The following is an 18,884-nucleotide window of genomic DNA, read 5'->3' on the forward strand; positions in this document are numbered from 1 at the left end:
CATGTCGAGATTCTTTATCGATCGCCCGATCTTTGCCTGGGTGATCGCCTTGGTGATCATGTTGGTCGGCGCTTTGTCGATCCTCAAATTGCCGATCAACCAGTACCCGAGCATCGCGCCACCGGCCGTTGCGATCTCTGTGACCTACCCGGGCGCCTCGGCGCAAACCGTGCAGGACACCGTGGTCCAGGTTATCGAGCAACAGCTCAACGGTATCGACAACCTGCGTTATGTCTCGTCGGAAAGTAACTCCGACGGCACCATGACCATCACCGCGACCTTCGAGCAGGGGACCAACTCCGACACCGCCCAGGTCCAGGTGCAGAACAAGCTCAACCTGGCCACCCCGCTGCTGCCGCAAGAAGTGCAGCAACAGGGTATCCGTGTAACCAAGGCAGTGAAGAACTTCCTGTTGGTGATCGGCCTGGTATCGGAAGATGGCAGCATGTCCAAGGATGACTTGGCCAACTACATCGTCTCCAACATGCAGGACCCGATCTCGCGGACCGCCGGTGTCGGTGACTTCCAGGTGTTCGGTGCCCAGTATGCGATGCGTATCTGGCTCGATCCGGCCAAGCTGAACAAGTACCAGTTGACCCCGGTCGACGTGCGCACCGCCGTCGCGGCGCAGAACGTCCAGGTTTCCTCCGGTCAGCTCGGCGGCCTGCCGGCCCTGCCCGGTACCCAGCTCAATGCCACGATCATCGGCAAGACCCGTCTGCAGACCGCCGAGCAATTCGAGAAGATCCTGCTCAAGGTCAACCGTGACGGCTCGCAAGTCCGTCTGAGCGATGTTGCCACCGTCGGCCTTGGCGGCGAGAACTATGCCGTCAGCGCCCAGTTCAACGGCAAACCGGCTTCCGGTCTGGCGGTCAAACTGGCGACCGGCGCCAACGCCCTGGATACCGCCAAGGCACTGCGCAAGACCATCGCCGAGCTTGAGCCATTCTTCCCGGAAGGCATGAAGGCGGTATTCCCGTATGACACCACGCCAGTAGTGACCGAATCGATCAGCGGGGTAATCCACACCCTGATCGAAGCGATCGTGCTGGTGTTCCTGGTGATGTACCTGTTCCTGCAGAACTTCCGCGCCACCATCATCACCACCATGACTGTTCCGGTGGTATTGCTCGGCACCTTCGGCATCCTCGCCGCAGCGGGCTTCAGCATCAACACCCTGACCATGTTCGGTATGGTGCTGGCCATCGGTCTATTGGTGGACGATGCCATCGTTGTGGTGGAAAACGTCGAACGGGTGATGTCCGAAGAGGGCCTGTCACCCAAGGAAGCCACCAAGAAGTCCATGGGCCAGATCCAGGGCGCGCTGGTCGGTATCGCCATGGTGCTCTCGGCGGTACTGCTGCCAATGGCGTTCTTCGGTGGCTCCACCGGGGTGATCTACAAGCAGTTCTCGATCACCATCGTTTCGGCCATGGCGCTGTCGGTACTGGTTGCCCTGATTTTCACCCCGGCGCTGTGCGCGACCATGCTCAAGCCGGTCGCCAAGGGTGAACATCACGTTGCCAAGCGCGGCTTCTTCGGCTGGTTCAACCGCAACTTCGACCGCAGCGTGCAGAGCTACGAGCGTGGCGTGGGCAACATCCTGCGCAACAAGGCGCCGTACCTGCTGGCCTACCTGTTGATCATGGTCGGCATGATCTGGCTGTTCATGCGCATCCCCACCGCCTTCCTCCCCGAGGAAGACCAGGGCGTACTCTTCGCCCAGGTGCAGACCCCGGCCGGCTCCAGTGCCGAACGGACCCAGGTGGTGATCGACGATATGCGCAGCTACCTGCTGGACAAGGAAGCCGATACCGTTGCCTCGGTGTTCACCGTCAACGGCTTCAACTTCGCCGGTCGCGGCCAGAGCTCGGGTATGGCCTTCATCATGCTCAAGCCATGGGAAGAACGTTCCGCCGAGAACAACGTGTTCAACCTGGCGGCTCGCGCCCAGCAGCACTTCTTCACCTTCCGTGACGCGATGGTGTTCGCCTTTGCCCCGCCTGCGGTACTGGAACTGGGTAACGCCACCGGTTTCGACGTGTTCCTGCAAGACCGTGCCGGTGTCGGTCACGAGAAGCTGATGGAAGCACGTAACCAGTTCCTCGGTATGGCCGCGCAGAGCAAGATCCTCTCGGCTGTGCGTCCGAACGGTCTGAACGATGAACCGCAGTACCAGCTGACCGTCGACGACGAGCGCGCCAGTGCCTTGGGCGTAACCATCGCCGACATCAACAACACCCTGTCGATTGCCCTGGGTGCCAGCTACGTCAACGACTTCATCGACCGCGGTCGAGTCAAGAAGGTGTATATCCAGGGTGAATCCGCTTCGCGCATGAGCCCGGAAGACCTGCAGAAGTGGTACGTACGCAACGCCGTGGGCGAGATGGTGCCGTTCTCCTCCTTCGCCACCGGTGAGTGGATCTACGGTGCACCGAAGCTGGCGCGTTACAACGGCGTCGAAGCGATGGAAATTCTCGGTGCGCCAGCCCCTGGCTACAGTACCGGTGAAGCCATGCTCGAAGTCGAGCGCATCGCCGCACAGTTGCCTAAAGGTATCGGCTACTCCTGGACCGGCCTGTCGTACGAGGAGCGCCTGTCGGGCTCCCAGGCGCCTGCGCTGTACGCCCTGTCGCTGCTGATGGTGTTCCTGTGTCTGGCGGCCCTGTATGAAAGCTGGTCGATCCCGATCGCGGTCATGCTCGTGGTGCCGTTGGGGATCATCGGTGCGCTGCTGGCCACCAGCCTGCGCGGCCTGTCCAACGACGTGTACTTCCAGGTGGGCCTGTTGACCACCATTGGCCTGGCGGCGAAGAACGCGATCCTGATCGTCGAATTCGCCAAGGAACTGCACGAGCAGGGCCGCAGCCTGATCGATGCCTCCATCGAGGCTTGCCGCATGCGTCTGCGGCCAATCATCATGACCTCGCTGGCGTTCATTCTCGGCGTGGTACCGTTGGCTATCTCCACCGGTGCAGGCTCGGGCAGCCAGCACGCCATCGGTACCGGGGTAATCGGCGGGATGTTGACGGCCACCGTGCTGGCGATCTTCTGGGTACCGCTGTTCTTCGTTAGCGTGTCGTCGCTGTTCAGTAGCAAGAAGACTGAAGAAAAAGACGCCACCCCTGAAACCCCACGCTATGAGGGCGGGCAATGAGTAAGTCCCTGTTGTCCCTGGCGGTCACCGCTTTCATTCTTGGCGGCTGCTCGCTGATCCCTGACTACCAGACCCCGGACGCACCGGTGGCCGCGCAGTGGCCGCAAGGCCCTGCCTATTCGCCGACCGAGTCGGCGAATGTGGCCGCCGCCGAGCAAGGCTGGCGTCAGTTCTTCCAGGACCCGGCGCTGCAGCAACTGATCCAGACCGCGCTGGTCAACAACCGCGACCTCAAGGTCGCGGCCTTGAACATCGATGCCTACCGGGCGCAGTACCGCATCCAGCGGGCCGATCTGTTCCCGGCGGTCAGCGCCAATGGCAATGGCAGCCGCCAACGGCTGCCAGGTAACCTGTCGCAGACCGGCGATGCCGAGATCACCAGCCAGTACTCGGCAACCCTCGGGGTGAGCGCCTATGAACTCGACCTGTTCGGTCGCGTGCGCAGCCTCACCGAGCAACAACTGGAAATCTACCTGTCCAGCGAAGAAGCCCGGCGCTCGACCCAGATCGCCCTGGTGGCGAGTGTGGCCAACGCCTACTTCACCTGGCAGGCCGACCAGGACCTGCTCAAGCTGACCGAAGACACCCTCAAGACCTACGAGCAAAGCTACGCGTTGACCTTGCGCAGCAACGAAGTGGGTGTGGCTTCGGCCCTGGACCTGAGCCAGGCACGGACCTCGGTAGAAGGCGCCCGGGTCAAGCTGGCCCAGTACCAGCGCCTGGTTGCCCAGGACCAGAACAGCCTGGCGGTACTGCTCGGCACCGGTGTGCCGGACAACCTGCCAGCGGCCAAGGACCTCGACAGCGACTTGCTGGCCGAAGTACCTGCGGGCCTGCCGTCCGACGTGCTGCACCGGCGTCCGGATATCCAGGAAGCCGAACACCTGCTCAAGGCCGCCAACGCCAACATCGGCGCCGCCCGGGCAGCGTTCTTCCCGAGCATCAGCCTGACCGCCAACGCCGGTACTATCAGCCCGGACATGGGTGGACTGTTCAAGGGCGGTTCTGGCACCTGGTTGTTCCAGCCACAGATCAACCTGCCGATCTTCAACGCCGGCGCCCTGCGTGCCAGCCTCGACTACTCGAAGATCCAGAAGGACATCAACGTCGCCAAGTACGAGAAAACCATCCAGACCGCCTTCCAGGAAGTCTCCGATGGCCTCGCCGCGCGCAAGACCTTCAACGAGCAGTTGCAAGCCCAGCGTGATCTGGTTTCTGCCAACCAGGACTACTACCGTCTGGCCGAGCGTCGCTACCGTATCGGTGTCGACAGCAACCTGACCTTCCTCGACGCCCAGCGTCAGTTGTTCAACAGCCAGCAGTCGTTGATCACTGACCGCCTGTCGCAGCTGGTCAGCGAGGTCAACCTGTACAAGGCCCTCGGTGGCGGCTGGTACGAGCAGACCGGTCAGGCGCAGCAGCAGGCGGCGGCCGAGTCGTCGAAAGGCTGAGTCTGGTTTGTGCTTCAGGAGCCCACCCTTGCGGTGGGCTTTTTTGTGCCGGTCCTTATCGCGGGGCAAGCCCGCTCCCACCGAAAATCACCTCTCACTGTGGGAGCGGGCTTGCCCCGCGATAATTATTTAACCAATCAGTTAACGTTCGATTACCGCCCAATACCGCCTGTAACGAATTGATTCACCCCCTCCCGCCGCCGCACCATCCCATCGCAGCTTTTCCAAAGCACACCCCAAAGACTGTTGCCCGGCCTGCGACTCAAAAACCTCGCAGCGGATGGCTTCGGCTTGAATAAAAACAAGAGACACATCTCATGAGCACACCCGCACCCGCACGACATCTGCTACCCGGCCTGCTGGCCATGACTTGCGCACTCCCGGCCCTGGCGGCCGAAAGCGGCTTTGCCGAAGATGCCAAGGTCAACCTCAACCTGCGCAACTTCTACATCAACCGCAACTTCGTCGACCCGGCCAACCCGCAAGGCAAGGCTGAGGAATGGACCCAGAGTTTCATCCTCGACGCCCGCTCCGGGTTCACTCAAGGCATCGTCGGCTTCGGTGTCGATGTGCTCGGCCTGTATTCGGTCAAGCTCGATGGCGGCAAGGGCACGACCGGTACGCACCTGTTGCCGGTGCATGACGATGGACGCCCGGCCGACGACTTTGGCCGCCTGGGCGTGGCGCTCAAGGCCAAGGTGTCGAACACCGAACTGAAAGTCGGCGAGTGGATGCCGGTATTGCCGATCCTGCGTTCGGACGATGGCCGCTCGCTGCCGCAGACCTTCCGCGGCGGGCAGATCACCTCACAGGAAATCGCCGGTCTGACCCTGTATGGCGGCCAGTTCCGCGCCAACAGCCCGCGCAACGATGCGAGCATGGACGACATGTCGATGAACGGCAAAGCGGCCTTCACTTCCGACCGTTTCAACTTTGCCGGGGGCGAATACAGCTTCAACGACAAGCGCACCCTGATCGGCCTGTGGAATGCCGAACTCAAGGACATCTACAACCAGCAGTACATCAACCTGGTCCACAGTCAGCCTCTGGGCGACTGGACCCTGGGCGCCAACCTTGGTTATTTCATCGGCAAGGAAGACGGCGCTGAGCGGGCCGGCGAGCTGGACAACCGCACCGCCTCGGCCCTGCTCTCGGCCCGGTACGGCAGCAGCACGTTCTATGTCGGCTTGCAGAAAGTCAGCGGCGACGATGGCTGGATGCGGGTCAACGGCACCAGCGGCGGCACCCTGGCCAACGACAGCTACAACTCCAGCTTCGACAACGCCAAAGAGCGCTCCTGGCAGCTGCGTCACGACTTCAACTTTGCCGGTGTCGGCATTCCTGGCCTGACCTTGATGAACCGCTACATCAGCGGTGACAACGTCCACACCGCAACCGTCAGCGACGGCAAGGAGTGGGCCCGGGAATCGGAACTGGCCTATGTGATCCAGTCGGGCAGCCTGAAGAACCTGTCGTTCAAATGGCGCAACTCGACCATGCGTCGCGACTACAGCACCAATGCCTTTGACGAGAACCGTCTGATCATCAGCTACCCGATCAGTATTCTCTGAATGATCGCGGGGCAGGCCGACTTGCCCCGCGATCAGCTTCACACCCCGCGAACGGTCCGGCTGCGCTGCCCGCTAACACCGACCGGGACATCCCCTTGCAAGGTCACCCGACGCACCACGCGCTCCTGGGTGCCGTAGTCGTCCACCGCATAATGCTGGGTCGCACGGTTATCCCAGATCGCCACATCACCCGCCTGCCAGCGCCAGCGCACGGTGTTTTCCAGGCGCGTGACGTGGCTCTGCAGCAAGTTGAACAGGTGCGTGGAATCAAACAGCGAATAGCCCTTCAAGCGTTTGACGAAGTGGCCGAGGAGCAAGGTCTTCTCACCGCTGACCGGGTGCACACGCACCAGCGGATGCTCGGTTTCGTACACCGTCGAGGTGAAGATGCGGCGGTAGTTTTCCTGCTGCTCGGCCGTGACATTCGGCTTGGCCGCCGCATAGTCGTACTCGTTGCTATGCACCGCCCAGAGCTGGTCAGCCAGGGCCTGTAGTTCGGCCGAGAGGTCCTGGTAGGCGGTTGCGGTGTTGGCCCAGACCGTGTCGCCACCCGACGCCGGAGCGACCACCGAGCGCAGGATCGAGGCCTTGGGGTAGGCATCGACGAAGGTCACATCGGTGTGCCAGGAGTTGGCCCGGCGCTCGCCGTCCAGCTCCAGCAGGAAGCGCGTGCCCTCACGCACTGGCACCGTGGGGTGGGCAATCGGTTCACCCAGCAAGTGCGCGAAGGCTTCCTGGCCCTGATCGTCAAGGTGATGCTGAGCGCGGAAAAAGATCACCTTGTGCTCCACCAGGGCGGCCTGGATGGCCTCGATCACGGCGGGTTCAAGGTCGGCGCTCAGTTGCACCCCGCGAATCTCGGCACCGATGCGTCCGGCCACCGGGTGGATGTCCAGCACGTGGCTGACGGGCGCTACGGCGTGTGCGGCATTGCTCATGGTATGACCCTCATCTGGCTGCTCTAGGAAAAATGCCGATGAATCACTTGCGCTATCTATATGCAAATAAGCTCTAACAGATATTCAAATGCTTCATTGACGGAATAAGAGCTTGCATTTAAAACCTGAGCCTTCGTGACGGCAAATACCTTCGCCGTATTTTTGGAATGCCGGGAAAGCATATGGATCTTCGCCAACTGCGTTACTTCATCGCCCTCACTGAACACCGCAGTTTTGTTCGCGCCGCGGACGCCATGGGCATCACCCAGCCGGCCTTCAGCCGCAGTATCCAGGGCCTGGAACAGGAGTTCGGTTGTGTTCTGGTGGACCGTGGCAACAAGGACCTGCGCCCGACGCCAGAAGGCCAGGTGGTGCTGCAGCACGCCTTGCGTCTGGTCCAGGGCGCGGCACAGTTGAGTTGCGAAGTGCTGCAGATGACCAAGCTCGATGCTGGCGAGCTGCACTTCGGCTGCGGGCCGGCAGCGGCTGTGCAATTGGTGCCGCGGGCACTGGCGCGATTTCTTCAGGCCCACCCGAAAGTGCACACCCGTCTTGAGGTGGATAACTGGGAGAAACTCAGCCGCGCACTGAACCGCGAGGAGATCGAGTTTTTCATCGCCGATATCCGCCAGTTCGAGGCGGATCCGAACTATCAGACGCTGCCTTTGAGTCCGCGCCGCGGCCTGTTCTTCTGCCGTCCCGGGCATCCATTGCTGGCCAAGGACAGCCTGTCGACCAACGACATGTTCGACTATCCGCTGGCCACCACACTGATTCCGCCGGGGGTGCGCAAGTTGCTGGCCAACCTCAGCGGCAAGACCGATTTCACCCCGCAGCTGCTCACCGAACACTTGCCGACCCTGGTCAGCCTGGTACAGGGCAGCGATGCCATCGGTATCGGTACCGAAGAAGCCTTTGCCAACGATATCCAGCAGGGCCGACTGGTGCGCCTGCACTGGCGCAACCTGCCGGCCAATCTCGACAGCCTCAATGCCCGCTGTGGCATTGTCAGCCGCAGCGGTTATCGCCTGTCGCCTGCGGCGCGGGCGATGATCGATACCCTGATCAGCCTCGATCAGCAGCCAGCGCTGCAGGTGCTGGCCGGGTAGCCTGGGGCGCCAGCCACTGGCTGACCTTGAACGGTTTGCGGATCAGCCGCTGTTCGGCGGCCAGGTCGACCGAGGCCTGCAACTGGTCGAGGAACGGCTGGTCGAGGCTGGAACGGAAGGTCTGGCCGAGGACTTCGTCCTGCAGGTCCCGCTCAAGGATCACCGGCGGGTAGCTGGCCAGTCCTGAAACCAGCTGGATGTAAGCCTGCTTGTTGCTCTCGTCACTGAGCCATTGCACCGCTTGCTGCTGGGCTTCCAGCAGGCGCTGGACCAGTTCGGGGTGGGCATCGACAAAGGCCCCGGAGCCCACCAGCACGGCCTGGATACTGCCGGCGCCTCCCAGGTCTCTGGTGTTCAACGGCAGCTCGGCAAGGCCGCGCTCCTGCAGCGCGGTCAAGCCCGACAGGCCCCAGGTGGCGTCAATCTGCCGGGCGGCCAAGGCGGCGACCGCGGCATTGAAATCGAGGTTGATGACCTTGAAGTCCTTCTCGCTCAGGCCCTGGCTGGCGAGTGCGGCATCAAACGATAACTGGCTGGCGGTGCCGCGAAAGATCGCCACACGCTTGCCCTTCAGGTCCTGCAAGGTCTTGATGCCACTGCCCGGCGCCACGCCCAGGTAATGCTTGATGCCGCGTCCGGTAGCGGCCAGCAGGCGTGTGTCGACGCCATTGGCCTTGCCGATGATGGCCGCCAGATCGCCCAGATAGGCGAAGTCGACCTGGCCGTTGGCAAAGGCTTCGTTGATCACCGGCCCCGCCCCTTTGAAGTAATTCCACTGGATCGTGATGCCGTCGGCGGCGAAGGCTTTTTCCAGCAACTGCTGATTGCGCAGCACATCCGTCACCCCGCCTCCGGAGTGCTGGGTGCCAGCGCTCAGATCGGGGACCGCAATGCGAATCTCGCGGACCGCAGTGGCCTGGGCCAGCGGCGGTAACCAGCCGACCACAGCGGCCAGGGCGGGAGCGGCAAACAGACTGAAAACACGGTTGATCGACAGGTTCATGGCACGCGACTCCTTGTAGTGATGCGGCCACGCTAACCAGATCGTCGATCAACAAATAAATACTAATAAATTACATTTTAATAACCTAAACACATAAACAGGCAGCCATGGGGGTTGCGACGGGCTATGCATCAGGCACAAGGAAAATATGCCTCGAATGCATTGGATACGGCGCTAAGGGCCTGCTTTAAATGCTGTCTCTTATCACCTATTCGAATTTATTTTTAAAAAAATATACCCGAATGGAATATAGAAATAGCCAATCCACGGAGGTCCGCCATGGCCCAAGCATCAATCCCCAGCCTGCCCCTGGCCGCACCTGCAAGACGCCTGCACACAGCCGGCACACCGTTGCAGGCACGCCTCCAGGCCTGGTACCTGCCACTGGCCCTGGCCCTGCTGTGGTGGCTGGCCAGCCACAACCAGTGGATGAGCGAACAGATACTGCCAGCACCCAGCCTGGTCTGGCAGAGCGCACAGGAGCTGGCCCACGGTGAGTTGTGGTCGCATCTGGCAATCAGTCTGCAACGCTTGCTGATCGGTTTGTCAGTGGGGGTCAGCAGCGGTGCCCTGCTCGGTGCCTGGCTGGGTTGCAGCCGTCGCGCCGAACGCCTGGTGCTGCCCACCTTCAACGCCCTGGCGCAAATCCCGACGCTGGCCTGGGTGCCGTTGTTCATGGTGCTATTCGGCATTGGCGAGCTGCTCAAGCTGGTGGTGCTGGTCAAGGCGATCATCGTGCCGGTGACCCTGCACACCCTGGTCGGCGTGCGTGACGCACAGCCGCGTCTGCGCGAAGCGGCCGCCGTGCTCAAGCTGCCGCGCCGCTTGCTGATCACCCGGCTGATCCTGCCCGCAGCACTGCCGGCCTTTCTCGCCGGCGTGCGCCTGGCCCTGGCCACCGGCTGGTCATCCTTGCTGGCGGTCGAGCTGCTCGCCTCCAGTGAGGGTATCGGCTACCTGATGGTCTGGGCCCGGCAGTTGTTCATGCTCGACATCGTCTTCGTCTGCATCGCGGTAATCGGCCTGCTCGGTTTTGCCATGGACCGTGGCCTCGGCTGGCTGGATCGCCGGCTGGTGCACTGGCCGCATCCGCCCGGCGCTGAACTGCGGGTGCAGCATCTGCATGGCCGCGAACGCCTGCAGGCCTTGCTGTTGCCGCTGGCGTTGCTGCTGGTCTGGCAGCTGGCAAATCAGTTGCAGTGGGTCGATAACAACATCCTCGTGGCGCCCGTCCAGGTGCTGAGCACCGCCTGGAACGGCGTGCTCGACGGTTCGCTGACGGCAGCCCTGGCGGTCAGTGTCGGTCGCGCCCTGGCGGGTTTGCTGCTGGGTGGTGGCCTGGGCTTTGCGTTGGGGTTGTGGCTGGGTTTGTCCCGGCCTGCCGAACGCTTGCTGGGGCCGAGCCTGGCCGCTCTGCGGCAGATCGCCATCTTCGCCTGGGTGCCATTGCTCACGGCCTGGTTCGGCCTCGGTGAGCTGGCCAAATGGGTGTTTGTCGGCCTGGCAGCGTTCTTTCCGCTGTTCATCGCCACCCAGCGCAGCGTCGCCAACCGCTCACCACAACTGGAGGAAGCCGCGCAGGTGCTGCACCTGAACCTGCGTCAGCGCCTGTTGCGCCTGGTGTTGCCCGGCGCGGCCCCCGGCATCTTCGCCGGTCTGCGCGTGGGCTTGATCTACGCCTGGCTGGGCACCATCGGCGCCGAGTACTTCATGCCCTCCGGCGGCGGTATCGGCAGCCTGATGATCGGCGCCCAGCAACTGCTGCGCATGGACCTGATCATGGCCGGGATGCTCCTGGTCGGCCTCACCGGCGCGCTGTTGGGCGCCCTCGGACAACACATCGAATCGCGCGCCACGCGCTGGAGACGAGCATGAACGCCATTGCCCATCCGTTGGTCAGTTTCAATCAGGTCGGCAAGCACTTCGCGGTGGCCGGTGGTGAGCTGGAAGCCATCCGCGACTTCAACCTGCAAATCGCCGATGGCGAGTTCGTGGCCATTGTCGGCGCCAGTGGCTGTGGCAAATCCACCCTGCTGCGCCTGCTGATCGGCCTCGATAACGATTACCAGGGCCAGATCCTGATCGACGGCCAGCCGCTCACCGGCATCGGTAGCGAGCGCGGCATCGTGTTCCAGGAACACCGCCTGTTCCCCTGGCTGAGCGTGCACGAAAACATCGCCCTGGGCCTGGTCAACAGCACCTTGACTGACAGCGAACGCGAGCAGCGGATTGCCGAGTACATCGCCCTGGTCGGCCTGCAGGACTTCAGCCAGGCCTACCCGCACCAGCTCTCCGGCGGCATGGCCCAGCGCGTGGCGATTGCCCGCGGCCTGGTGGCCAGCCCGCGGATTCTGCTGCTCGACGAACCCTTCGGTGCCCTCGATGCGCTGACCCGCCAGCAGATGCAGGAAGAACTGCTAGCGATCCGCGAACGCGCGCGGATCACCACGCTGCTGGTGACCCACGATGTCGAGGAAGCACTGTTCCTGGCTGACCGTGTGGTGGTTCTGGAGCCACGGCCGGGACGTATCAAGCGCATCAACCGTATCGACCTGGCGCATCCGCGCCAGCGCTCCAGCTACGACTTCCACCGTCTGCGCGAAGCGCTGCTGCACGAACTGACCGCCGACGACCGCTACCTGCCGGCCGCGCCGGCACAGATCCACAACCTGCCCCTGTCCTACCTTGCCTATTGAGAACCGACCATGAGCCAACGCCCCAACTTTCTGGTCATCGTTGCCGATGACCTGGGATTCTCCGACCTCGGTGCCTTCGGTGGCGAAATCGCCACGCCGAACCTGGATGCCCTGGCCACTGCCGGCCTGCGCCTGACCGACTTTCACACCGCGCCGACCTGCTCGCCAACCCGCTCGATGCTGCTGACCGGCACCGACCACCACATCGCCGGCATCGGCACCATGGCCGAAGCGCTGACTCCGGAGCTGATCGGCAAACCCGGCTACGAGGGTTACCTCAACGACCGGGTGGTGGCGCTGCCGGAACTGCTGCGCGACGCCGGCTACCAGACACTGATGAGCGGCAAGTGGCACCTGGGCCTGAAGGCCGAACTGGCGCCCCACGCCCGTGGCTTCGAACGCTCCTTCGCCCTGCTGCCCGGCGCGGCCAACCACTACGGTTTCGAGCCGACCTATGACGAGCAGACCCCGCGCCTGCTCAAGTCGACCCCGGCGCTGTACATCGAAGACCAGACCTTCGTCGAGCAATTGCCTGAGGGCTTTTACTCCTCCGACGCCTTTGGCGACAAACTGCTGCAATACCTCAAGGAACGTGACCAGAGCCGGCCGTTCTTCGCCTACCTGCCCTTCTCCGCACCACACTGGCCGCTGCAGGCACCGGCCGAGGTGGTCGCCCGCTACAAGGGCCGCTACGACGCCGGGCCTGAAGTGCTGCGCCAGGAGCGCCTGGAAAAATTGCGCCAGCTCGGCCTGATCAAGACCGAGACGCGTGCTCACCCGGTGGACAATCACTGGGACAGCCTCAGCGATGAGCAGCGTCAGCGGTCGGCGCGGTCGATGGAGGTTTACGCAGCGATGGTCGAGCGCATGGACTGGAACATCGGCCGGGTCCTCGACTACCTGCGCAACCAGGGCCAGCTGGACAACACCCTGGTGCTGTTCATGTCCGACAACGGTGCCGAAGGGGCACTGCTCGAAGCCTTCCCCAAGTTCGGCCCGCACCTGGCCAGCTACCTCGACCAGCATTACGACAACAGCCTGGAAAACATTGGCCGGGCCAACTCCTACGTCTGGTATGGCCCACAGTGGGCGCAGGCCGCCACTGCGCCATCGCGGCTGTACAAAGCCTTTACCAGCGAAGGCGGCATTCGCGTGCCGGCGCTGGTGCACTACCCTGCCCTGGCCCGTCAGGGGCAGATCAGCCACCAGTTCAGCACGGTGATGGACATCACCCCGACCCTGCTCGACCTCGCCGGGGTCCGCCATCCCGGCACGCGCTGGCGTGGACGCGATGTCGCCGCCCTGCGCGGCAAGTCATGGCTGGGTTACCTGTCCGGCGAGACTGAACAGGTGCATGACGACAACACCGTCACGGGCTGGGAACTGTTCGGGCGGCGGGCGATTCGCCAGGGGCAGTGGAAGGCCGTGTACATTCCTGGACCGGTGGGCCCGGCGACCTGGCAACTGTATGACCTGGCCAGCGATCCGGGCGAAATCGACGACCTGGCCCAGGCGCAACCGGCCAGACTTCAGGCACTGCTGGGCGAATGGCAGAAGTATGTCGAGGAAACCGGGGTAATCCTCAGCGAGTCGCCGTTCCAGCCGGACTAGCCAGGGCTTGCAGACGGGCGAGGTCGAGAATCTCGATCTCGCCATAGCCCAGGCGTAGCGCGCCTTCCTGCTGCAACGACTTGAGGATCTGGTTGGTGGTCTGGCGCGACAGCGACAGCATCAGTGCCAGTTGCTCCTGAGACAGTTGCAACACACGCCGGGTGCCGTCCATCTCGCCGTAACCGGCGGCGATCTGCAGCAGCCGGTGAGCAACCCGCGGCGCGGCGGCCAGCAGGCTCTGCTGCTCCAGGGCGACGAATACCCAGCGCAGTTTCTGGCTCATCAGCAAGGCGAAGTCGCGCCAATATTCGGGTTGCTGCGCCAGCAATGACAGCAGCGCAGCCTGCGGTATCCACAACAGGCGCACCGCCCCTTCAGCCTGGGCATCATGGGTGCGCGGCTGGCCGTCGAACAGGCTGATTTCACCGAACCAGTGTGGCGCTTCGACCAGCGTCAGCAACGCCTCCTTGCCTTCGCTGCTGACCGCCCCGACGCGCATGCTGCCCGACAGCACCGCGTACAAACCGCAGGGCGCATCGCCGCGCTGGAACAGGTACTGCCCCGGCGCCAGCTCACGAAGGCGCGCCAAGCCCGGCAGGCTATCCTGAAGGGACAGGGGCAGATGCTTGAACCAGTGGCCCTGGAGCAGGGTCTGGCGCCAGGCGGGATCGCTGGTCATAACGCCTCGAAGGTCAACTCTGTCGGCTAGCCGACAGACAGCCGGAATGTCTGCAGGGCAAGCTCACGTCACCCTTCAGGAGGAACAATAATGAAAAACCTCGTCGAACACCTCAGTCAATATGCGGCCTACCACCGTGACCCGCGCAATATCGCCACGCACTTCGTCGGTATCCCGATGATCGTGGTTGCGGTGACGGTGTTGTTGTCACGTCCGGGGCTGGAGCTGGCCGGGGTGTGGCTGTCGCCGGCCTTGTTAGTGGCGCTGGCGACGGGGTGGTTCTACCTGCGCCTGGACCAGCAGTTTGGCTTGATCATGGCCCTGTTGCTCGGCCTGTGTCTGTGGGCCGGCCAGGTGCTGGCCGTGCAAAGCACGCTGGTGTGGTTGAGTGCGGGGCTGGGGCTGTTCGTGGTCGGCTGGGTGATCCAGTTTGTCGGGCACCACTATGAAGGGCGCAAGCCGGCCTTTGTCGATGATCTGAGCGGGTTGATCATCGGGCCGTTGTTCGTGGTGGCGGAACTGGGGTTTCTGCTGGGCATGCGGGCGGAGTTGAAGCAGGCCATCGAGCGTAATGCCGGACCAGTGGCGATTCGGCAGAAGAAAGCGGCGGTCTGATCCGAAAGCGCAGCGGCCTTATCGCCGGCAAGGCCGGCTCCCACAGGGCTCGGTATATGCAGTCCATGTGGGAGCCGGCCTTGCCGGCGATGGGGCCCGAAGGTCAGCCTCTGGACTCAACCCCCAACTCATCCCACACCGACTCGGCCAGGTGGAAGGTCGCATTGGCTGCCGGAATGCCGCAGTAGATCGCGCTCTGCATCAGCACTTCCTTGATCTCCTCACGGGTCACGCCATTGCTGGCGGCCGCGCGCAGGTGCAACTTCAGCTCTTCATTGCGGTTCATGCCGATCAGCATGGCGATGGTGATCAGGCTGCGGGTATGCCGTGGCAGACCCGGACGCGTCCAGATATCACCCCAGGCATGGCGGGTGATCATTTCCTGGAACTCGCTGTTGAACGCCGTCAGGTTGTTCAGGCTGCGGTCGACGTGGGCATCGCCGAGCACTGCGCGACGAACCTTCATGCCTTCTTCGTAACGTTGTTTTTCGTCCACGAATCGCTCCTCAGCGGGCCAGCAGAAAGTCGATCACCCGGCGGCTGAACGGCTCGCCGACTTCGACGTTGGACAGGTGCGCGGCATGGAACTCGGCGTATTCGGCGCCCGCCACGTTTTCCTGGATGAACAGCCCGCCCGCAGGCGGCGTCACCGCGTCGTGACTGCCGGAGATGACCAGCAACGGCGCCTTGATCTCACCCAGTTGATCACGGAAGTCGGCATCGCGTACCGCCCCACAGTTGGCCGCATAGCCTTGCGGTGAAGTGCTGGCGAGCATGTCGGTGATGCGCTTGGCCTGGCCGGGGTTGGTCGAGGAATAGCCCGGAGTGAACCAGCGCTCGATCGACGCATCGCGCAGGCCGACCATCGCGGCTTTGCCATCGCGCAAGACCATTTCGATGCGCGGGTTCCAGGTGTCCGGCGAGCCGATCTTGGCGGCGGTGTTGCAGACGATCAGGCGGTTCAAGCGTTCACCTGCATTGATCCCCAGCCACTGACCGATCAGGCCGCCCATGGACAGGCCACAGAAGTGCGCACGCTCGATCTTCAGGGCATCGAGCAACGCCAGCACGTCCTGGCCCAGCTGCTCGATGCTGTAAGGCCCCTCGGTTACCAGCGAAGCGCCATGGCCACGGGTGTCGTAGCGCAGCACGCGAAAGTGCGCAGCGAAGGCCGGCACCTGGGTATCCCACATGTGCAGGTCAGTGCCCAGGGAGTTGGACAGCACCAACACCGGCGCGCCTTCAGGGCCGTCGAGTTGATAATTGAGTGCGCCATCGGCGAGTTGTACCTGTGCCACTGCAGCCTCCTTCAGGCATTGAAACGGTGATGTTCGGCCAGCGCCCGCTCGACCCAGACACGGGCCTGACCGAGGTAATGGGCCGGATCAAGCAGGCGATCGAGTTCGTCTGCCGAGAGTTCGCCGCTCACCTGCGGATCGTCGCCGAGCACGGCGCGCAGATGGCGTTGTTCGGCTACTGCACGCTTGCAGCAGGTTTCCAGCAAATGATGCGCGGTGTCGCGACCCAGGCGCTGGGCCAGGACGATACTGACCGCTTCGGCCAGCACCAGGCCCTGGGTCAGGTCGAGGTTATCGCGCATACGCGCGGCATCGACCTGCAGGCCGTCGGCGATGATCTGCGCCTGGCGCAACGCACCGGAAACCAGGCAGCAGATTTCCGGCAGGGTCTCCCACTCGGCGTGCCACAGCCCCAGGCTACGTTCATGCTCCTGCGGCATGGCGGCAAACAGGGTCGACAGCAGCCCCGGTACCCGCGTCGCCGCCCCGATCAGCACCGCAGCGCCGACCGGGTTGCGTTTGTGCGGCATCGTCGATGAACCACCTTTGCCCGGCGCTGCGGGTTCGAATACTTCCGCTGCTTCGGTCTGCATCAACAGGCTGATATCACGCCCCATCTTGCCCAGGCTGCCGGCGACCAGAGCGAGCACCGAGGCGAACTCCACCAAACGGTCGCGCTGGGTGTGCCAGGGTTGCTCCGGCAGTTGCAGGTCGAGCTGCACCGCCAGGGCTTCGGCTACCGGCAGGGCCTGCTCACCGAGCGCCGCCAGGGTCCCCGAGGCACCGCCGAACTGCAGGGTGAGCAAGCGTGGTTTGAGTTCCTCCAGGCGCTGACGGTGGCGGGTCAAAGCACCCAGCCAACCGGCGATCTTCATGCCCAGAGTGACCGGCGTTGCATGTTGCAGCCAGGTGCGCCCGGCCAACGGCGTATCGGCATGCGCCTCGGCCTGACGCGCCAGTGAGTCGGCCAGCCGTTGCAGGTCGCTCTCAATCAGGCTCAGGGCGGCACGCAGTTGCAGGACCAGGCCGGTGTCCATCGCATCCTGGCTGGTGGCGCCCAGATGCACATATCGCTCGGCTTCCGGCACGCCACTGGCAATCACCTTGCCCAGCGCCTTGACCAGCGGAATCGCCGAATTGCCAGCAATGCCGATGGCTTCGGCCAGCGCGGCAAAGTCGTAACGCTCGGCCTGACAGGCGGCGACGATAGGCGCCACCGCCACCTGCGGAATCACCCCCACGGCCGCTTCGGCGCGCGCCAGGGCCGCTTCGAAATCAAGCATGCCCTGCACCCGGCCACGGTCGGAAAACACCTCGCGCATGGCGGGTGCAGTGAAGTAGGCATCGAACAGCTGATTGCCCGGTCGCGGGTTCATTTCCTAGTCCTTCAACAGGTCAATGATCGTGGTGCAGGTACGCCGCCTGTTTTGGCAAGCGCAGGCTGAACAGGAAGGCGATCGCCATCATGGCGGTAACGTACCAGTAAAAGGTGTTCTCCATGCCCATCGACTTCAACCCCAGGGCCACATATTCGGCCGAACCGCCAAACATCGCGTTGGCCACCGCATACGCCAGCCCCACACCCAGGGCACGCACCTGCGGCGGGAACATCTCGGCTTTGACCAGGCCACTGATCGAGGTATAGAAACTGACGATACACAGCGCCAGGGTGATCAGCACGAAAGCCAGGAACGGGCTGGTGACGGTTTTCAGCGCCATCAGGATCGGCACGGTGAACACGGTGCCCAAGGCGCCGAACAGCAGCATCGAATTACGCCGGCCGATACGGTCGGAAAGCATGCCGAAGAACGGCTGCATGCACATGTACAGAAACAGCGCGCCGGTCATGATGAAGCTGGCGGTCTTGGCACTCATGCCAGCGGTGTTCACCAGGTACTTCTGCATGTAGGTGGTGAAGGTGTAGAAAATCAGCGAGCCACCCGCGGTGTAACCCAGCACGGTGATGAAGGCTGCGGTGTGGTGGCGGAACAGCCCGGCGACACTGCCGGCCTCTTTGTCGTTACGGGTTTCGGCGCTGCTGGTCTCTTCCAGCGAGCGGCGCAGGAACAGCGAAATCACCGCCGCAACCGCACCCACCACGAACGGAATCCGCCAGCCCCAGGCGCGCAGTTCATCTTCGCTGAGCAGTTGCTGAAGAATCACCACTACCAGTACCGCCAGCAGTTGCCCGCCAATCAGCGTCACGTACTGGAACGAGGCAAAGAAACCGCGCTGACCGCGCAAGGCGACCTCGCTCATGTAGGTCGCAGTGGTGCCGTATTCGCCGCCCACCGACAGGCCCTGGAACAGCCGCGCCAGCAACAGCAGCGCCGGCGCCCAGGCGCCGATCGAGGCGTAGGTCGGCAGACAGGCGATGACCAGGGAGCCGGCACACATCATCAGCACCGAGATCATCATCGAATTCTTGCGGCCATGCCGATCGGCCACCCGGCCAAACAGCCAACCCCCAATCGGGCGCATCAGAAAACCAGCGGCAAACACCCCGGCGGTATTGAGCAACTGCACCGTCGGATCGTCAGAAGGGAAAAACGCCGGGGCAAAGTAAATGGCGCAGAAGGCATAGACATAGAAGTCGAACCATTCCACCAGGTTGCCCGAGGAGGCACCGACGATGGCGAAGATACGCTTGCTGCGCTCCTCACCAGTGTAATAGGCAGTTGTCATGGCAATTCACTCTAGGAGGGTTACTGGAGTCTAGACACAATCAGTAACACTCTCGTTCCACAAACAATCCC

At 63.0% G+C, this 18,884-nt stretch carries 15 protein-coding genes; 8 read left to right on the forward strand and 7 right to left on the reverse strand.

Annotation, left to right across the window (positions count from 1 at the left end; translation table 11 throughout):
- The first annotated feature begins 1 nt into the window (after position 1).
- The 3 genes from AC07OF_RS06675 to AC07OF_RS06685 all read left to right on the forward strand — a co-directional run bounded on the left by AC07OF_RS06675 (position 2) and on the right by AC07OF_RS06685 (position 6,179).
- On the forward strand, positions 2 to 3,157 hold the full coding sequence (locus AC07OF_RS06675; RefSeq protein ID WP_476446589.1) for an efflux RND transporter permease subunit: 3,156 nt from the start codon (positions 2 to 4) through the stop codon (positions 3,155 to 3,157).
- Positions 3,154 to 4,608, forward strand: a complete 1,455-nt coding sequence (locus tag AC07OF_RS06680; RefSeq protein ID WP_157191305.1) for an AdeC/AdeK/OprM family multidrug efflux complex outer membrane factor — start codon at positions 3,154 to 3,156, stop codon at positions 4,606 to 4,608. The genes AC07OF_RS06675 and AC07OF_RS06680 overlap by 4 nt, the downstream gene beginning before the upstream one ends.
- 317 nt (positions 4,609 to 4,925) lie before the next feature.
- Positions 4,926 to 6,179 carry an OprD family porin gene (locus tag AC07OF_RS06685; protein WP_038607468.1) on the forward strand — a complete coding sequence of 418 codons (1,254 nt, stop codon included), beginning with the start codon at positions 4,926 to 4,928 and terminating at the stop codon, positions 6,177 to 6,179.
- Between the two features lie 38 nt (positions 6,180 to 6,217).
- Here AC07OF_RS06685 and AC07OF_RS06690 read toward each other — a convergent pair whose 3' ends face one another.
- The gene (locus AC07OF_RS06690; RefSeq protein WP_476446586.1) at positions 6,218 to 7,117 is read right to left on the reverse strand and encodes a TauD/TfdA dioxygenase family protein; all 900 of its coding nucleotides are present in this window, start codon (positions 7,115 to 7,117) and stop codon (positions 6,218 to 6,220) included.
- Positions 7,118 to 7,299: 182 nt separating this feature from the next.
- Here AC07OF_RS06690 and AC07OF_RS06695 point away from each other — a divergent pair, with 182 nt between their 5' ends.
- Complete coding sequence (locus AC07OF_RS06695) at positions 7,300 to 8,226, forward strand: LysR family transcriptional regulator (protein ID WP_157191303.1); 927 nt, start codon at positions 7,300 to 7,302, stop codon at positions 8,224 to 8,226.
- On the opposite strand, the gene AC07OF_RS06700 is transcribed toward AC07OF_RS06695, so the two are convergent.
- A complete protein-coding gene (locus tag AC07OF_RS06700; protein ID WP_495072685.1) occupies positions 8,183 to 9,229 on the reverse strand; it encodes an ABC transporter substrate-binding protein in 1,047 nt (348 codons plus the stop codon). The two genes, AC07OF_RS06695 and AC07OF_RS06700, sit on opposite strands and share 44 nt — an antisense overlap.
- A 279-nt stretch (positions 9,230 to 9,508) precedes the next feature.
- Between AC07OF_RS06700 and AC07OF_RS06705 the strand changes: the two genes are divergently transcribed.
- Genes AC07OF_RS06705 through AC07OF_RS06715 form a run of 3 tightly spaced genes read left to right on the forward strand, consistent with a single transcriptional unit; the run spans position 9,509 to position 13,536 of the window.
- Entirely contained in the window at positions 9,509 to 11,104 is a 1,596-nt protein-coding gene (locus tag AC07OF_RS06705; protein ID WP_495072686.1) for an ABC transporter permease, read from the forward strand.
- Positions 11,101 to 11,925, forward strand: a complete 825-nt coding sequence (locus tag AC07OF_RS06710; RefSeq protein ID WP_157191300.1) for an ABC transporter ATP-binding protein — start codon at positions 11,101 to 11,103, stop codon at positions 11,923 to 11,925. The genes AC07OF_RS06705 and AC07OF_RS06710 overlap by 4 nt, the downstream gene beginning before the upstream one ends.
- Before the next feature lie 9 nt (positions 11,926 to 11,934).
- A complete protein-coding gene (locus tag AC07OF_RS06715) occupies positions 11,935 to 13,536 on the forward strand; it encodes an arylsulfatase (RefSeq protein WP_495072687.1) in 1,602 nt (533 codons plus the stop codon).
- Here the strand turns inward: AC07OF_RS06715 and AC07OF_RS06720 are convergent.
- Positions 13,508 to 14,215, reverse strand: coding sequence for a Crp/Fnr family transcriptional regulator (locus tag AC07OF_RS06720; RefSeq protein WP_157191298.1), 708 nt, complete (start codon positions 14,213 to 14,215; stop codon positions 13,508 to 13,510). The two genes, AC07OF_RS06715 and AC07OF_RS06720, sit on opposite strands and share 29 nt — an antisense overlap.
- Positions 14,216 to 14,305: 90 nt before the next feature.
- Between AC07OF_RS06720 and AC07OF_RS06725 the strand changes: the two genes are divergently transcribed.
- Complete coding sequence (locus tag AC07OF_RS06725; RefSeq protein WP_157191297.1) at positions 14,306 to 14,830, forward strand: Mpo1 family 2-hydroxy fatty acid dioxygenase; 525 nt, start codon at positions 14,306 to 14,308, stop codon at positions 14,828 to 14,830.
- A gap of 103 nt (positions 14,831 to 14,933) precedes the next feature.
- Here the strand turns inward: AC07OF_RS06725 and pcaC are convergent, their stop codons facing one another.
- From pcaC to AC07OF_RS06745, 4 genes are read right to left on the reverse strand one after another with little or no spacing between them, the layout of a single operon-like run.
- Positions 14,934 to 15,326, reverse strand: a complete 393-nt coding sequence (gene pcaC / locus AC07OF_RS06730; RefSeq protein WP_038607433.1) for a 4-carboxymuconolactone decarboxylase — start codon at positions 15,324 to 15,326, stop codon at positions 14,934 to 14,936.
- Between the two features lie 10 nt (positions 15,327 to 15,336).
- Positions 15,337 to 16,128, reverse strand: a complete 792-nt coding sequence (gene pcaD / locus AC07OF_RS06735; RefSeq protein ID WP_157191296.1) for a 3-oxoadipate enol-lactonase — start codon at positions 16,126 to 16,128, stop codon at positions 15,337 to 15,339.
- Between the two features lie 11 nt (positions 16,129 to 16,139).
- Positions 16,140 to 17,504, reverse strand: coding sequence for a 3-carboxy-cis,cis-muconate cycloisomerase (locus AC07OF_RS06740; RefSeq protein ID WP_157191295.1), 1,365 nt, complete (start codon positions 17,502 to 17,504; stop codon positions 16,140 to 16,142).
- A gap of 19 nt (positions 17,505 to 17,523) precedes the next feature.
- Positions 17,524 to 18,813: an MFS family transporter gene (locus AC07OF_RS06745; RefSeq protein ID WP_157191294.1), complete on the reverse strand. Its 1,290-nt coding sequence runs from the start codon at positions 18,811 to 18,813 to the stop codon at positions 17,524 to 17,526.
- Between the last annotated feature and the right edge of the window lie 71 nt (positions 18,814 to 18,884).

It is taken from the genome of Pseudomonas sp. GW821-FHT10B02 (assembly GCF_059415665.1).

Bases quoted from the DNA above. Each gene is read 5' to 3' on its own strand.
- AC07OF_RS06675 (WP_476446589.1), top strand. From the start codon at position 2: ATGTCGAGATTCTTTATCGATCGCCCGATCTTTGCCTGGGTGATCGCC.
- AC07OF_RS06680 (WP_157191305.1), top strand. From the start codon at position 3,154: ATGAGTAAGTCCCTGTTGTCCCTGGCGGTCACCGCTTTCATTCTTGGC.
- AC07OF_RS06685 (WP_038607468.1), top strand. From the start codon at position 4,926: ATGAGCACACCCGCACCCGCACGACATCTGCTACCCGGCCTGCTGGCC.
- AC07OF_RS06690 (WP_476446586.1), bottom strand. From the start codon at position 7,117: ATGAGCAATGCCGCACACGCCGTAGCGCCCGTCAGCCACGTGCTGGAC.
- AC07OF_RS06695 (WP_157191303.1), top strand. From the start codon at position 7,300: ATGGATCTTCGCCAACTGCGTTACTTCATCGCCCTCACTGAACACCGC.
- AC07OF_RS06700 (WP_495072685.1), bottom strand. From the start codon at position 9,229: ATGAACCTGTCGATCAACCGTGTTTTCAGTCTGTTTGCCGCTCCCGCC.
- AC07OF_RS06705 (WP_495072686.1), top strand. From the start codon at position 9,509: ATGGCCCAAGCATCAATCCCCAGCCTGCCCCTGGCCGCACCTGCAAGA.
- AC07OF_RS06710 (WP_157191300.1), top strand. From the start codon at position 11,101: ATGAACGCCATTGCCCATCCGTTGGTCAGTTTCAATCAGGTCGGCAAG.
- AC07OF_RS06715 (WP_495072687.1), top strand. From the start codon at position 11,935: ATGAGCCAACGCCCCAACTTTCTGGTCATCGTTGCCGATGACCTGGGA.
- AC07OF_RS06720 (WP_157191298.1), bottom strand. From the start codon at position 14,215: ATGACCAGCGATCCCGCCTGGCGCCAGACCCTGCTCCAGGGCCACTGG.
- AC07OF_RS06725 (WP_157191297.1), top strand. From the start codon at position 14,306: ATGAAAAACCTCGTCGAACACCTCAGTCAATATGCGGCCTACCACCGT.
- AC07OF_RS06740 (WP_157191295.1), bottom strand. From the start codon at position 17,504: ATGAACCCGCGACCGGGCAATCAGCTGTTCGATGCCTACTTCACTGCA.
- AC07OF_RS06745 (WP_157191294.1), bottom strand. From the start codon at position 18,813: ATGACAACTGCCTATTACACTGGTGAGGAGCGCAGCAAGCGTATCTTC.